General features: G+C 41.8%; 11 protein-coding genes, 2 pseudogenes and 1 riboswitch. Of the genes and pseudogenes, 7 read left to right on the top strand and 6 right to left on the bottom strand.

Annotation, left to right across the window (positions count from 1 at the left end; all coding sequences use genetic code 11):
• The coding region (locus BLQ81_RS21240; protein ID WP_317042053.1) for a group II intron maturase-specific domain-containing protein at positions 1–239 on the top strand (239 nt) is incomplete at its 5' end.
• Between the two features lie 81 nt (positions 240–320).
• Here BLQ81_RS21240 and BLQ81_RS21235 read toward each other — a convergent pair.
• The 3 genes from BLQ81_RS21235 to BLQ81_RS21225 form a co-directional block, all read right to left on the bottom strand.
• On the bottom strand, positions 321–605 hold the full coding sequence (locus BLQ81_RS21235) for a Txe/YoeB family addiction module toxin (protein ID WP_175454315.1): 285 nt from the start codon (positions 603–605) through the stop codon (positions 321–323).
• Entirely contained in the window at positions 605–853 is a 249-nt protein-coding gene (locus tag BLQ81_RS21230; RefSeq protein WP_092734958.1) for a hypothetical protein, read from the bottom strand. Before BLQ81_RS21230 ends, BLQ81_RS21235 begins: the two co-directional genes overlap by 1 nt.
• Positions 854–1,270: 417 nt before the next feature.
• Entirely contained in the window at positions 1,271–3,658 is a 2,388-nt protein-coding gene (locus tag BLQ81_RS21225; RefSeq protein WP_092734970.1) for a TonB-dependent receptor, read from the bottom strand.
• Between the two features lie 141 nt (positions 3,659–3,799).
• Positions 3,800–3,897, bottom strand: a riboswitch (TPP riboswitch).
• 110 nt (positions 3,898–4,007) lie between these two features.
• On the opposite strand from BLQ81_RS21225, the gene BLQ81_RS21220 reads away from it, so the two are divergent.
• From BLQ81_RS21220 to BLQ81_RS21200, 5 genes and pseudogenes are all read left to right on the top strand, one after another.
• Positions 4,008–4,412 carry a MerC domain-containing protein gene (locus BLQ81_RS21220; RefSeq protein WP_092734955.1) on the top strand — a complete coding sequence of 135 codons (405 nt, stop codon included), beginning with the start codon at positions 4,008–4,010 and terminating at the stop codon, positions 4,410–4,412.
• A 191-nt stretch (positions 4,413–4,603) separates the two neighbouring features.
• The gene (locus BLQ81_RS21215; RefSeq protein ID WP_092734952.1) at positions 4,604–5,452 is read left to right on the top strand and encodes a fumarylacetoacetate hydrolase family protein; all 849 of its coding nucleotides are present in this window, start codon (positions 4,604–4,606) and stop codon (positions 5,450–5,452) included.
• 47 nt (positions 5,453–5,499) lie between these two features.
• Positions 5,500–5,787: pseudogene (locus BLQ81_RS21210) on the top strand (secondary thiamine-phosphate synthase enzyme YjbQ); the annotation flags it as partial.
• An 86-nt stretch (positions 5,788–5,873) separates the two neighbouring features.
• Positions 5,874–8,087 carry a DUF5916 domain-containing protein gene (locus tag BLQ81_RS21205; protein ID WP_245693335.1) on the top strand — a complete coding sequence of 738 codons (2,214 nt, stop codon included), beginning with the start codon at positions 5,874–5,876 and terminating at the stop codon, positions 8,085–8,087.
• A 37-nt stretch (positions 8,088–8,124) separates the two neighbouring features.
• A complete protein-coding gene (locus tag BLQ81_RS21200) occupies positions 8,125–8,865 on the top strand; it encodes a TdeIII family type II restriction endonuclease (protein ID WP_139183702.1) in 741 nt (246 codons plus the stop codon).
• Here the strand turns inward: BLQ81_RS21200 and BLQ81_RS21195 are convergent.
• Entirely contained in the window at positions 8,854–10,257 is a 1,404-nt protein-coding gene (locus tag BLQ81_RS21195) for a DNA cytosine methyltransferase (RefSeq protein WP_092734943.1), read from the bottom strand. The genes BLQ81_RS21200 and BLQ81_RS21195 overlap by 12 nt on opposite strands.
• Before the next feature lie 82 nt (positions 10,258–10,339).
• Entirely contained in the window at positions 10,340–12,745 is a 2,406-nt protein-coding gene (locus BLQ81_RS21190; protein WP_092734940.1) for an alpha-L-rhamnosidase-related protein, read from the bottom strand.
• Positions 12,746–12,963: 218 nt separating this feature from the next.
• Here BLQ81_RS21190 and BLQ81_RS21185 point away from each other — a divergent pair, with 218 nt between their 5' ends.
• Complete coding sequence (locus tag BLQ81_RS21185) at positions 12,964–14,406, top strand: DASH family cryptochrome (protein ID WP_092734937.1); 1,443 nt, start codon at positions 12,964–12,966, stop codon at positions 14,404–14,406.
• Between the two features lie 764 nt (positions 14,407–15,170).
• Here BLQ81_RS21185 and BLQ81_RS21170 read toward each other — a convergent pair.
• Positions 15,171–15,471: pseudogene (locus BLQ81_RS21170) on the bottom strand (IS1634 family transposase); the annotation flags it as partial.

Below are 15,471 nucleotides of genomic sequence, written 5' to 3'. Positions count from 1 at the left end.
TGTCATCCGCTATCAATGTGATGATAAAGGGCTGGATCAATTATTACTGCAAGTTCCATAAATGGACTACGGTAGGATTGTGGTATTGGCTGAACAGAAAATTGATAGAATGGAAGATGGCTCAGAAACGGAGAATGGGTAAAAGAAAGGCTATCAGGTGGCTGGTAACAGTTTACCGGGGAAAGCCAAATCTATTCGCACATTGGCAACTTGTACCACCAACTCTTGGTAAAAAGTAGGGGACCTGACTTTGGAAGCGTCCGCCGCGGCGGAGAGACTATCACGCACGGTGCTGTGAGAGGTTTGGGGTGAAATTCCCCTTACCTACTCGACTCTGTATAATGTCCATTGGCCGAAATAAGCGTTACTGTTACTTTTTGTGCGTCTATAGAATAAATCAACCGATGTTCGAGGTTTAACCTTCTTGACCATAAACCGGCATAGTTGTTTTTCAACAGTTCGGGTTTCCCAGTTCCAGAATATGGATGTTCTTCGAGTTCATCTAACAACTTTTCTAATTTTACCAAAAGCTTTCGGTTTCCGGACTTCTTAATTCTATCGATGCCCTTTAGTGCTTTTTCGGTAAAAAAGAGCTCAAAGATCATTATTGTAACAATTTTTTTCGCTCATTTCGATCTAATTTGACAATCCTTCCTTCGTTCAAATCCGCAATGCCTGCGTCAATTTCTGCCAGATTTTTTGGATGGTCAAAATAAGGGTCGCTACTCGGAGAGGGATTTGAGTCTTTTTTTATTATTTCCTTTTCGGAAAAGTTGACTTTTAATACCATTGCAAGTTTTTTAAAAGCTTCCAATATTTCCTCGTTATCTGTTTGTATTTCAATAGTCTTCATAGTTCCAATATACGAATTAGGAGATGGAGAGATTTATTCATCAGCCTGATTAAGATAAGAATTTTGATTCAATTTGAATTGAAAATACTTAAGTACTCAATGCTTCAGTCTACAGCTTCGGCAAAGTAATAACTTAATAATAAAGCAAAGTTTATCACTAAAATTTATCGTGTAATCGTTTGTTTCAAAATTTCCACTGATATCATTTTCAAATGTGTTTTACCTCTTGAAGAAAGAAATTCTACAGTTTTCCGTTATTCAAAATACCAGGAAGCCACTGGAGTACTAAATATCATCAGAAATGGATTAAGTCTTCATTTTATCAATTCAGATTCAGCTCACAGATGACCCGAATGACCACAGATTCTTCAATAATTTATCTGTGTTCATCTGCGCCATCTGTGAGAAATAAACGCCTTAAAACTTCAAACTCAATCCCAGCAGAAAATTCGTCCCTGCCTGTGGATAGTAGAAGTTTTCAGTCACCAGTTCCCTTCCGGTATTTCCCGGCACGAAATAGCTGAAGGTATAGCCGTTAGGCTCATACATCTCATTGAAGATATTGTTGATCAACAGGTTTATCTCCAATCCCTTGAAGAATCTGGGTTGCGCAGCATAGCTGATTCTCAGATCATTGGTAAAGAACGCATCCAAGGCCCTTCCTTCATTTGCTGTATTATCCAGAAACTGCTGGCCCACGTACTTGCTCAGCCAGTTGAGCGACAGATTCTTGGTTGGCTTGAACTCGATGATGGCCGAACCGACCACATTTGGTGAAAAAGCAATGTCGGTGTCAGTGTATGTAATGGATTCCTGACGAAAATCCGTTACACTGTAATCGTCAATATACTCGGTGAATTCCCTGATTTTGTTCTGGCTGAACGCAATATTTCCTCCAAAGGTCCAAGCTTTTGAAAGTTGGAAAGTTCCATCCAATTCAATCCCTGCACGATAGGAAGATGCCACATTTTCACGGATATAGGCTCCCACGTCATTGATCTGTCCGGTCAGGATCAGTTGATCGGTATAATCCATGAAGTAGAAATTGGCATTATAGCTCAATCGGCCTGCTTTGGCACGAACACCCGCTTCGATATTATTTAGCTTTTCCGCTCTCGGCACTTCGGTGATTGGGTTGTCTGTGAAATCTCTTCGAGTAGGTTCCCGGTTGGCCACTGCATAACTCGCGTACCAGGTTTGACCCCCTTTTTCATAAGAAAATCCAAACTTCGGATTGAAAAAGGCAAAGTCCTCCTGCCCATCCAGAACCCGTCGGTCATTATTTATTCCCTGGAAAGAATAATTGATCCCACGGACTTGAAGATCTCCGAATAGATTCAAGCCGGGCTTGATCTCGTAGGTGGCTTTTGCATAGACATTTCGGTCGTCCTTGATGGCATTGTTGTCATAATACCGGTCACGGATATTGGTTGTGCCTGCCACTCTTGACCAGATGATCTCTCCGAAATGGTCTCCGTCATAGCGGTTGGCACCACCGCCTAGGATGATATCCAATTTTCCGTCGGTTGAGTAATAATTCACCGAGCCCACAAAGCCGTAGAAATCATTGTCCAACCAGCGTCTTCGAATAATATCCGTACGGGAAATTACTTCGTTGCCAATTACGACATTAGGTAATCCGTAACGCGAAAGCCGGTCATTTTTTCTAAACTGCTCATAATAGCCCCTTCCATAGGTGTAATGCAAGGCAAGATTGGTTTTCCAGTTTGAGGCTACTTTCCCGGTGTAGATCAGTTGGTAGTGATCCTGTTGGTAATTATCCGTTTCGTTGTCGTAGGTGTAGAAATTTGCCGTACGGTCCGTTTTCAAAAGCGATTCAGGCAATCCATTCCAGGATTGATAGGTTTGCTCTTTTCCGGAGAAAGCAATCAACTTGATCACACTATTTTCTCCATAATATCCTCCGGACACAAACCAGCTACTCAAATCTGAAAAAGCCCGGTCAACGTAGCCATCGGAGGTGATTTTGGAAAGCCTTGCATCCACCGTAAAGCGGTTGTTGAGCAAACCGGTTCCTGCTTTTAACATATGTCTAAACGTATTGAATGAACCGAAACCATTGTCAACCTGTGCGTAGGCTTCGTCCTGACGCGTGTCTGTCTGAAAATTCAGGCTCGCACCAAAAGCTGCCGCCCCGTTGGTAGAGGTGCCGACACCGCGCTGAATTTGTACGTTTTCGACCGAGCTCGCAAAATCGGGCATATTCACCCAAAACACACCATGGGATTCGGCATCATTCATCGGAATGCCGTTCACAGTGACGTTGATTCGGGTCTGATCCGAGCCCCGAATTCGAAGTCCGGTGTAGCCGACCCCAGCACCTGCATCCGAAAAGCTCACCACAGAAGGCGTGAAATTCAGTAAGATGGGAATGTCCTGACCTAAATTCCGTTTGGCGATTTCTGACTTATCCACATTGGTGAAAGTAGTCGGAGTGATCCCGGAGGCCCGGGTAGAGGAAACAATAAATTCTTCAGTCAAAAAGTCTTTCCCCTGCAATCTAATCTCCAGATCCCCGGAAAACGGTAGCGTAACCAATCTCCTGAAAGTTTCAAATCCCAGATAAGATACCCGCAATTCTACCTCGCCATCGGGTAATTTAGAGATGATAAACTTCCCGGTTTCATCTGTCACGGCACCTTTTCCAAGGTTCTCTGTCCATACCGATGCACCAATCAGCGGTTCCCCGCTCTGCGTATCTACTACTCTTCCGCTCAGGCTGTTTTGAGCCCAAACTGAAACTGCGGCAAAGTAAAGCACCAAGCCAAATACTAATTTTTTCATGATAATTCTTCCCTTTCGGGTCATTGAGTGAAACATTAGAAAACCCAAGGGAGGTCTTCCGTGATAGTTTACCCGGTTTGCAAAATGAATACAATCAACTGTCCCGAAGGGTACCGCTTCGGTAATTTGATTAACACATTCATTCTACTTTTCTCATTTCCCTTCGCCGGCATTACCCGGATCAGGTCGTATGGGTATGATCTCAGCCCGTTATATTTAAGGCACCCCTTATGATCTCTACAAATGTACAAGCGAAAAGTTGGTATCTGCAAAATCCATTGAAAATTTCCGCATTTGGGTTTGTGTAAGTCTTGCAGTTTCAGTTAAAATATGCAACTTTGTTGCATAAATGGAACGAATCTCTCTCAAAAACCCCGACCTTTTAGGTGTTGCAGCCAGTTTGCTTTGCCTGATTCATTGTGTACTCACCCCATTTTTGTTATTGTCCAGTGTGTTGATCGTCATTTCTCCTCACGGCAATGAAGAAGAAATATCACTTTTCTGGAAAGCACTGGAAATGGTATTTTTGATTCTCTCCTTTTGGTCAGTGCGTCAGGCCACACGGCAAAGCCTACATGCATGGATAGGCTATGGATTATACATTGCATGGTCAATACTTGCCATCACAGTCATACTTGAATTGGTCGATGTCCATTTTCTTGGCGACTATCTGAAGTATATCGCGGTAATTGTCCTGATCATTCTTCACCTTTATAATAATTTCACAAAGCACCTTTTGCACAAGTCCCGATAGACATTAGCTTCCCTTGATGAGTTCCTCCCGCATTCCTGTACACCTGATCACCGGATCTTTGGGTTCAGGCAAAATCTTAAAAAAGAGGCAATTCAACGGATTTTTTCCAGACACCTAATTCAAGGGGAATTGATATCTTTAGCGCATGATGTCAAGCGTATCATCCTCAACCTAAAAACCCATCCTTAACCATGCGTCTGTACAAACTCAACTCCGGAACACTCTTAGAATCTGAAAATGGAATTTTTCTTGGCCCAGAACTCGATTGGGATCAACTGCTTGGAAGAGAACATTTGCCAAAGCTTTTAAAGTCAGAGGCGACACATTGGGAGAAGATTTCATTTGAAAAATCAGCGGAATTGAAGGATGAAGGACTCCTCGCACCCATGGGTAATCAGGAAGTATGGGCTGCCGGTGTGACTTATTACCGCAGCCGAACTGCAAGAATGGAAGAATCTCAGGATGCGGGAGGGGCTGATTTTTACGACAAAGTATATGCGGCTGACCGTCCCGAATTATTTTTCAAAGCCACTGCAAGCCGGGTTTCCAATCCCGGCGAAACGGTCAATATCCGGAAAGACTCCACTTGGGATGTACCGGAACCTGAGTTGACTTTGTTGATTTCCCCTTCGGGAAAAGTACAGGGATTCACGGTAGGCAATGACATGAGCAGTCGAAGCATCGAAGGCGAAAACCCCCTCTATTTGCCGCAGGCGAAAGTGTATCAGGGCTGTGCGGCAATTGGGCCCTGCATTTTGATTCAGGAGGAAATGCTTCCTGATTCTACCAAAATCAACCTTGAAATCCATCGAAATGGCAAAGTCGAAGCCTCTGGAGAAACGGATCTGGCCCAAATGAAGCGCAAACCTCAGGAATTGGCTGATTGGCTTTTTCGGTCAAATTCCTTTCCGCTTGGCTGCTTGATGATGACTGGCACAGGGATCGTACCGGATAATTTCACTTTACATGCCGGAGATGTGGTGAAAATAACAATTGAAGGAATCGGGACATTAGAGAATAAGGTTGGGAAGATTGGATAGAAATCCTTCCTAAAACCGAAATGTATAAGTGAGTTTTACAGCATACCTCTGCAGGGCTTTGCATCAATGAAAATGCCGATCCGACGGTGAGAAAGGATTTCCTTACTTTCGTAAACGAATTAATTCCAGAGACTTATCCACGATTTGTCCAAAACTCTGAAGGGATAGACGACATGCCTGCGCATATCAAAAGCGCATTTTTTGGTGTAAGCCTTCAAATTCCGATTTCCGGCGGAAAACTTGCCTTGGGAATTTGGCAGGGGGTTTACCTCTGTGAATTCAGATATCTGGGAGGGAGTCGGAGCTTGATTCTTACCACATTCGGTACCAAATAATACTTTAAAAAAACCACTCAACCATTGGTAAAATTCCTTGGTCGGATTCTTTCTGCGAAGTTACTTTTGCATGCCTTAAACCTCACATGAAATCACTACTTGGAATTGCAGGTTTGCTCTGCTGTCTTCTTTCATTCAACTCCTCAGCACAGACACTACCTGCGCCAAATGCTTTTGCTCAGAAGCTCAAAGACCCCATCACACTAGATGGAAATCTGGATGAGGAAATTTGGACAAATCCTGAAGGGTGGAATTCTAATTTCAGGCAGTACTTCCCCTCTGACACGTCTTCGGCCCGAGTGAACACCCGAGTTAAAATCGCCTTTGATGAGAATAACTTGTATATCGCTGCAGTAATGGAGAATCTTGGACCGCGTAATTATGTGTCCACCTCTCTGCGCCGGGATTTCAGAGGTGAACAAAATGATGCCATTGTATTTGTTTTCGATACTTTCAATGACAAAACCAATGCTTTTTCCTTTGGTATCAATCCCTATGGGGTTCAGCGCGAAGGACTCATTTCCAATGGAGGAAACCGCCCAACCGACTTTAGCCTAGCCTGGGACAACAAGTGGTTTTCCGAAGCAATAATTTTCGAAAACCATTGGCAGACAGAAATAATCATACCCTTGTCCACGATCAGATTTAATGACGGTGCCCCCAACTGGAATGTAAATTTCTACAGGATAGACAGTGAGTACGGAGAGCGAAGCACATGGACACCCATTCCCAGAAATTTTTCGATCATTTCTACTGCCTTCAGCAGGAAACTCATATTTGAAGAGCCGATTAAGAAAAGTTCCGCAAATATTTCCCTAATTCCCTATGTGGCGGGAGGCACCTCAAAGAATTTTCTGGAAGGAACGGAAGTGCCCTTGGCTCCTTCTTTCGGTGGCGACGCGAAGATTGGAATCGGTCCGGCCTTAAATCTGGATTTGACTTTCAATCCCGATTTTTCACAGGTAGAAGTAGATGAGCAAGTGACAAATCTGGATCGATTTGAAATATTTTTTCCTGAAAGGCGCCAGTTTTTTCTTGAAAACGCAGACCTCTTTGACAGCTTTGGTCATCCCAGGTCAAGACCTTTCTTCTCCCGGAGGATCGGAGTTGACATTGATTCAGCAACGGGGCAAAATATTCAGAGTAAAATCCTCTATGGTGCCCGTCTAAGCGGAAAAATCAACGATGACTGGCGAATAGGTGCCATGAATATGCAAACGGCCACGGATGAACTGGCTGGTGCAATTGGAAAAAACTTCACCGTCCTTGCGCTTCAAAAAAAGGTGTTTACCAGATCCAACATCGGCCTGATTTATGTCGATCGCGAAACTTTGGCACCAAATGATGACCAAAAGCTTTTTAATCCAAACGCTTACAACCGGCTTTTGGGTGTTGATTACAACCTCAACTCAGCAGACGGAAAATGGAGCGGTAAAGCCTTTTACCACCGGACATTTGAACCCACCAAACAGGAGACACCATACGCCTTAAATGCCTTCATTTCATTTTCCGATATTCGGTGGAGTTGGATGATCAGCTTCCAGGATATAGGGGAGAATTTCAACCCTGCGGTAGGATTTGTGCCAAGAACAAACTATAAAAGATTGAACCCAAGAGTGGGCTATCTGTTCTATCCAAATTCCAGATTGATCAATCGCCATGGACCAAAACTTGAAATTGAAGCTTTATGGAATGAAGAGATCGGTCAGACAGATCGGGAATTAAATCCCGGATATTTAATTCGTTTTAATTCGCTTTCGGAATTTGAGGTTACGCTGAGGAATCGCTACATCTATCTTTTCAGGGACTTTGATCCCACCCGTACCGGTGGAGAGCGGCTTCTCGCGGGTACCGACTACAACAACAACACCCTGAGGATAGAATACAAGTCTAACCCCAGAAATGTCTTTAATATCAATATGGACGCTGAAACGGGACAGTATTTTACCGGCAATTTCTCCAGATTTACCAGCGAGATGGGCGTGAGAATGGGCTATATAGCCAATATTTCTATGAACTTTAACTATGCGAGGATTCGACTTCCAAAACCTCAAAATGATGCTGATCTAATTCTGGTAGGGCCACGGATAGATCTGACAGTTAGCAAAAAAGTATTCTGGACGACCTTTATCCAATACAACAATCAGATCGATAACCTGAATATCAATACCCGCCTGCAGTGGAGATATGCTCCGGTTTCAGATTTCTTTCTGGTCTATACCGACAATTACTTTCCCGGAGACTTTCTACCCAAGCAGCGTTCTTTGGTGCTGAAATTGAATTATTGGTTGAATATTTAAAAAAAATGCTTTCTTGGTTTTGGAAATCAAAACTTTGATGAAAACAGAACCAATACTTCAAATAGAATTTATTCTTGAAAAATGTGTTAGAGGAGCTCTTAGAAGAACCAAATTGAACAGAACTTTTCGCCCTTTTCATGAAGCTTTGCTTACAAAGGGAATGGTCAATGCCTCAAGTTTTGAAAGATCATTTTCAACGTCATTCGGTCAAGGGCCTATCGAAGAAATTTCAAAAATAGTTGCATTGGACTATGGATTTAGCGTTACGAGACAAAAAGAAACAATCGTTAACGTTTTTAAGGGAGCCATTGATGAAATAGAAAGAATATCAAGTGGTTTACGTAGCGGGGAATTAAAACCAAATTGGGAAAGGGAAATTAAAAACATTCATGCTTTTGAGAAAGGTGATACAGTTGTTCGAAGAGTTCTTTCAGATTTGCATTTGGAAAAAAACGGAACTGAAATATTTATTTCTATAAAAACTGTAAAACCTAACCTAGACCAAACCGAAAAAGCAAAAAAAGATTTAATGCTCCTTAAAGCACATAATCCAAATTTTGAAACCTACTTTGGTCTATTTTATAATCCTGGAGGACCTTTGAAAAGTGACTATAATTGGTCTATTCCTTCAAAAATCTTTGACATGAAAAACGATTCAATAGTTTTGATTGGCGAAGAGTACTGGGACAAACTGGGGGGATTTGGAACTTATTCTAGTCTAATTGAAATTTTTGCACGTGTGGGTGAGAGGACTAGAAGTGAAATTTTAAATCTCTAGTAAAATTTTCTCAAGTTTGGATTGAAATTCATTTTCCCAACTTATTTCATCGGTATTTAAGTATCTTGAGTATTTAAAATTGGTGAAATTGATTATCGGCTCGTTGTTAATAATCTTAATTAAATGCTTACCTAATGCAAAACCTAAACCAACTGGTACTGCGTTGCCGATTTGCTTATATTTTTCTAACAGTGTTCCTGTAATTTCCCAATCATCAGGAAATTGTTGAATTCTTTTGTACTCTTGAATGCTAAGTGGTCTGTTTTCTTCCGGATGACATAAGTCTGTAGCTGGCATAGCCGGATGTGTCACTAAAGTGGGACTTGGTTCATCCCAGCCAATTCTTCTTAAAAATCCCGTTTTCCCTCCTCCTGAATAGTAAGACGCACCCATTGCTTCAATTTGTAATTCAAAAGGAAGGCTTCTCCAATTTTGTCCTTCTTTTAACCTTTTGTAGTATTTGAGTCTTTTTTCTGGGAAATTTAAATGTTCATGATCGTTCTTTTTCAGGTCTGAAACCACGCTTCTAAAGGTGTTCCAATTCTCCAACCCAAACTCTCCATTTTCAGAATGGGTCGGTTGCAAATAAGGAACTTTTTCTGTATCCCTAGAACAAATAATTATAACTCTTTCTCTCTTTTGAGGAGTACCAAAGTTAGCTGAATTATAAAGATTAAAACTCAGGGAATATCCAGCAGCTCTTAGCTTATCAATTGCTAGTTTTAAAGCACCTCCAGACAAATTCCTTTCGTCAAGGTTTTGATTATTTGAATCTCTTTCTTTATGAGGGACATGGTTAATTGGCGCTGATAAAAGTCCTCTTACGTTTTCAATGACTGCAAAACGTGGGTTTAAACCAATTATCATTTCAATAAAGGTTAAAAAAACATTACCTCTTGAATCTTCAAAGCCTTTTCTTTTCCCGGCTGTGCTGAATGATTGACATGGTGGCCCTCCTACAACAAGATCGATATCTTCTTTTGGTTCCAAACCAGAAATAAAACGAATTTGGCCAGGACTATAATTAGAAATATCCCCAACTAGAGCAATGTTTGGCTTATTTTTTAAAATAGTTTTTCTACAGGCCTTATCTATTTCAGAAGCTAACAGAGTCTGAAATCCAGCTTTTTCTAGACCAATATCTAATCCCATGGCACCACTGAAAAAACTCAATGCAATCGGTTTTCCAAATTCTTTGTTTTGAAAACCATAAATCGCTCTATCCTCTGCAACTCCACTATTAGAATTGTCAATAAACTGATCCAAAGATTTTTCATTTAAAATCCAGGTAGAGCCAATTTTCTCGGATTTTACTTTCCCATCTCGACATAAATTCCTAACCTGCTGAGGACTGAGACCTAATTTTAATGCTGCTTCTGAGACACTTAACATGGGTACTTTAATTATATTCTAAAAGGAAAATTTATTAAGTACCAATTAAGCTGAAAAAATTTAAAATGAAAATCAAATAATTCTATTTTTCTGCCTCCACTCTTACCTTTTTCCCAGTCATCAAAATCCTTCTATATCCATCCTTGGTATCTGAACTCACCTCTTTTCCCAGAATTTTTACTTTGGTAAAGGACTCGGGAATCTCAATCGAAACCCCCCATTTGGATTGGCTTTGCTCCACTTCGATGCTCCGAACACCAGACTTATCCACAAAGGTGAGGCTGATTAGGTTATCTCCGATCTGTACTTTTTGAATCGATGCTTCTTCCCAAGTGCTTGGCATTTGAGGGCGGATATAAATTACTTTATTTCCCGCGTCAGGCCGGATTCCGAAAAACTGCGTGACAATCGGAACCGCATAACTGTACATATTCCAAGCCTGAGTGAACATCCCATAATCAGGGGAAACTTCATATATAGACCCCGGTAATGCAAAACCAAAACTCCGCGTCATCCGCTTGAGGTAATCCAATGCCCCGTCCGGATTGCCGTAGTTATTTTCTCCGATGGCTGATACTCCCGTCGGCAAAGTCATCACAGCGCCGGTGTAGCTGAACTTTTTACTTCCGGTAAAAGCCCCGTCTTCGTTTTCTGCACGTTCATCCCGGTCAATTCCCGTGACAAAAACCCCAAACGGATTGGTGTATTTTCTTCCCGTTTCCAAAGCGATTTTGGCTTTTTCAGGATCTGCAACTCCTGTTTCCATCGGCGTATTGACTACCCAATTGTGGTAAAGCACAAATCCTTGTTTCTGATCCTTTGGCAATGTGGATAACTTAGCTTTTGTTGCTTGTAATTCTGCCACTGCCCAGGGTTTATTCAGCGTATCCGCCCGGATAATAGCCCCCTCGATGAGGTGAAGCGCATCCTCAGCCGTTCCGATAAAATCCGCATAACTTCCAAACTCTTCTACCCAAAAGTCCGAGTTTATCTTCACTGCCAAAGCATCGGCGGTCTGTTGATAACTTTTTGAAAGTTCTCCCTTTCCTAGAATCTCAGCCATTTTTGCGGCATCTGCAAAAGCCTTTTGACTGTAAACGGCCACATCAATCATCTCCGATTCCAAGCCGTGGATTTCCATCATGCCATAGCCATCTGCCAGCAGATTTCCGTCCTTGTCATTGGCGGAAAGGAGCCAATGCAATCCCTTTTCGATAGAAGGAAAATACTTTTCCAGCAATTCCAGATCTCCTGTCCATCGGTAAACTTCCCAAACCGTCGACGCCCACTGTGGCGTTTCATTGATATTTCCGGGGTTGAACACCGCGCCATTTGTGCTGACTTCATGGACGATTCGACCGTTTCCGTTTGCCTTTTCGGAGAGTTTGTGGATAAGGTCCAGTGTGGAATAGACCAAGTCCTTCCTTCCGGTGGTGATTAACCCCTGAATCGTGTACTCGCTGTCTACCCCAAAAAACCAGGGGTAATCCTGCAGTCCGGCTCCAAATCCCCTTCCCATTCCCGGTACATCACGAACCAGCCAATCCGTATTGTATTTGACCCATTCAAAAGCTTTCTGAAGTTCTTTGTCGGGAATGGTGATTTGGGTGGATTCCTTAAGGGTTTTATAGCGATTCCTTTTGTCGGCCCAATCCTCCTGTAAATTGTTCCGAAGATCAGCTAAGGTTTCCATAGCCTTTATTTCACTCTCTGTGGATCCGGAAATGTAAATAGGAATGATCTGCTCCGTCGAAGCAGGAAGCGTTAGCTCCATGCCAAAGCCTGCATTCGTGCCTTTTCCTTTTGGAGACATCGAACAATCATCCTTTTCTGAGGGGCTTAAGACCAATCCTTCGGCGCTGCTCCAGACCACATACCAGTCATTGCCCTGATCTTTACCTGTAAATGTGTTCGTTTGCTCATCAAAAGTAATTTCGTCCGGATTGTCCAGCATTCCAGTTCGCTCACCAAGCCAAACGGGCATCAGATCTACATAGGCATTGAAATCAAACCTCAGCTTTTTTTCAGAGTTATCCACATTTTTTACTTTGAAAAGAATGACCATTCCTTCTTTCCCGTCAGGCACAAAGTGCAATCGCTCAACTTCAATTCCTGCCTCAGAAATGGGGAATTTCAAGACGTTCGAAAAAGGATAATTCTTAAAGGATTCGGCATTGTTCAAGCAAAATGTCTGGTCATTAATGCCTACAGAAGCAGTAAATCCATCCATCAACTTAATCGGATGCAGCCATATTCCTCCCATTTCTCCATCCACATGCCAGCCTAAATCAGGAAAAGTTCCGTCCTGGTACCCAATTAAATAAACCCGATCCCCTGCTGCCGTAAATGGGGATGGTAAATATTCCTTTTTACCCGAAAGCCCTTCAGTTGAATCCAAATCTGAAAACACAAACTGTTCCGGTGAGGGCTCTGTACAAGCCAGAAAAGCCGAAAGAGATAGTAGGATGATGGAATTTAGAAATCGCATAAGGCAGTCATTTGATTGTGAAAATTATGGCTTTTGTTCAGACTTTTCCTCTGTAATTCGAAATCATCTAAAATTTCTCTCAAATCAGCAATCCAAAAAGTGCGAATCAATATCCACAAATCAGTGATGAAACGAAGTAAAACAAGCATGTCAAATTTAGTTTATAAAAATCCTTAAAAAGTCAAAACACTTCCAGTAAACTCCCTGTTTCAGGGAATATGAGGCATAATCGAGTGATAGTATGGTTTCGAAATGATCTGCGAATCGCAGATAACGAAACGCTTACCAAAGCTATACAATCTGCCAATGAGGTTGTTCCTGTTTATTGTTTTGATCCCAGGATGTGGATGAAAACAGAATTGGGGCTGTCAAAAACAGGAGGTGTCAGAACGGGATTTCTCATCGAGTCGGTGAAAAGTCTTAAAGGGACTTTTCAAAAAATAGGGGGGGACTTGATAATTCTTCAGGGAAAGCCTGAAGAAGAGGTAGTCAGCTTCGCTGAAAAAATTGGAGCATCTGCAATCTTTTTCTCTCAGGAAATTACGTCAGAAGAAAAAAGTGTGGATAAGTCGCTGGAAAGTGCAGCCTTCTCAAAAGGGATAAGCACAGAAAGCTATTGGCAGGGTACGCTTTATCATATTGACGATCTTCCATTTCCTGTCAACCAAACTCCTGAAGTGTTTACTCACTTCAGAAAGAACCTTGAAAAAATGGCGAAAATCCGGGCAACATGGCCCTCGCCATCAAGAATCAATTATCCCGGCGTGGTAGTAAACTTCGATACGGAGTCGCTTCCTTCGCTGCATACATATGGACTGGAGAAACCCGAATCGGATTCTAAATCGTGGATGGAGGTTGAAGGTGGAGAGCAATCCGGATTCGGGCGACTTCGGTCCTACTTTTGGGGAAAAGACCTATTGAAAGTTTATAAAGAAACTCGTAACGGGTTGATCGGGATGGATTACAGCTCAAAATTTTCGCCATGGCTGGCATTGGGCTGTATTTCTCCCCGGTTTATCTATGAGGAGGTCAAGCGCTACGAGAAAGAGCGAAAGAAGAATGACAGTACCTACTGGCTGATCTTCGAATTAATCTGGAGGGACTATTTTCGATTTATCGCCAAAAAGCACGGTGACAAAATATTCAATATCCAAGGCATCAAAAGCCACGAGGACTCCTGGAGAAGGGATAGGTCTCAATTTGAGGCTTGGGCTGGGGGAATGACAGGAGTTCCTTTTGTCGATGCCAATATGCGTGAACTGAATGCTACCGGATTTATGTCTAATAGGGGTCGGCAGATAGTTGCAAGTTTTTTGGTAAATGATCTGGGGATTGATTGGACATGGGGAGCGAGCTACTTTGAAAGTCAACTGATCGATTATGATGTCTGCTCCAACTGGGGTAATTGGATGTATGTAGGAGGAGTGGGCAATGATCCTCGGGAAAATCGCTACTTCAATATCCTTCGTCAAGCCAAAAATTACGACCGAAACGGGGATTATGTTCGGATTTGGATTCCTGAATTACAGGCAATTAAGGGTTTTGATATCCATCAACCTTGGGACTTATCCACATCTCAACTTCGAAGCTTGAAAATTCAATTGGGCCATACTTATCCACAGCCTTTGCGAAAGATTCCGACTTTGGAAAAAGCATATTAATCAAACCAAAACCTATTTAGAACCCTCGGATTTCTGAGGGTTTACTTTTTCGCGTAGCTTAGGATTTGGTTTCCAAAAGATAAAATAAAAGGTGATGGTCATCCAAAGCTGGAAAAAAGCATTTTGGACCCATGTCGACCACTTATAAATTACGGAAAAATCAAAAGTGAATGTTGGGTACACATAGGCTTGAGCTAATAAAAAATAAAAAACTGAGCCGACTATGATTCCAATCCATGTGGGTTTCCATTTTAGATAGTCTAGAAAATCTTTCATCGTTCTAAAATAATAGATCATTCAAAAATGAACTCTATATTTTTGCAATTCTTCACAAAGATTTAAGAATTGAAGGACTTTCCGATTTGTCTTTAATTTCTTACTCTTGATTTTTTGCTTTAAGATTCGGATGCCAGAACCACAAGCAATAACCGACAGTCCAACAGACAATATAAAAAATCAGCTTCGAATAGGATTTTGGTTGGTAAATAAAATTCCAATCGAAACCTTCTTTCAAGCCGGTGTATCCATCAAGAAATACTTGACCAATACTCGTAAGCAGAATAAACCACCAAAAGGATTTTAGAAAAAGTTTCTTGTCAGTCAATTTTTCGTTTTTCATCATTTGGTTCTTTCAAATATAATATCGAGTCAAAAAAAGATTCAGGTTTGAATTTAGTCAAAGTAGAACACTTTTTAAAACAACATAGTCATATAGCAAAAGACAGCCAAAAGCTTTGCCTGTTTTCAACATTGCAGCACCCGAGCTAAATTTTCATAGCCATTAGCTGCTCTTGAAGTTCATTTGGAGTCAATAATTGATGTTTTAGCTGTTTTGATTTGGGGAGTCTGTAGGTCAGTTCTTGAACTTCATTCAGTTCGGCAATAGCCTTTTGTACTGAAAGGTCGATGTTATTCTTTTTGATAAGGGCTTCAAGCTCTTTAAATACGGCATAGGCGGCGAAACAGATAATTAGATGTGCTTTGATTCGTGTTTCTTTTCGGTGAAAGATGGGTCTGAATCGAAGATCTGTCTTGGACATTCTAAACGCTTTTTCCACCTGCCAT

Origin of the sequence: Algoriphagus alkaliphilus (genome assembly GCF_900103735.1) — a bacterium.
Classification (GTDB): Bacteria; Bacteroidota; Bacteroidia; order Cytophagales; family Cyclobacteriaceae; genus Algoriphagus; species Algoriphagus alkaliphilus.
The sequence above is the reverse complement of the archived record's forward strand: the minus strand, read 5'-3'. Positions and strand labels throughout refer to the sequence as shown.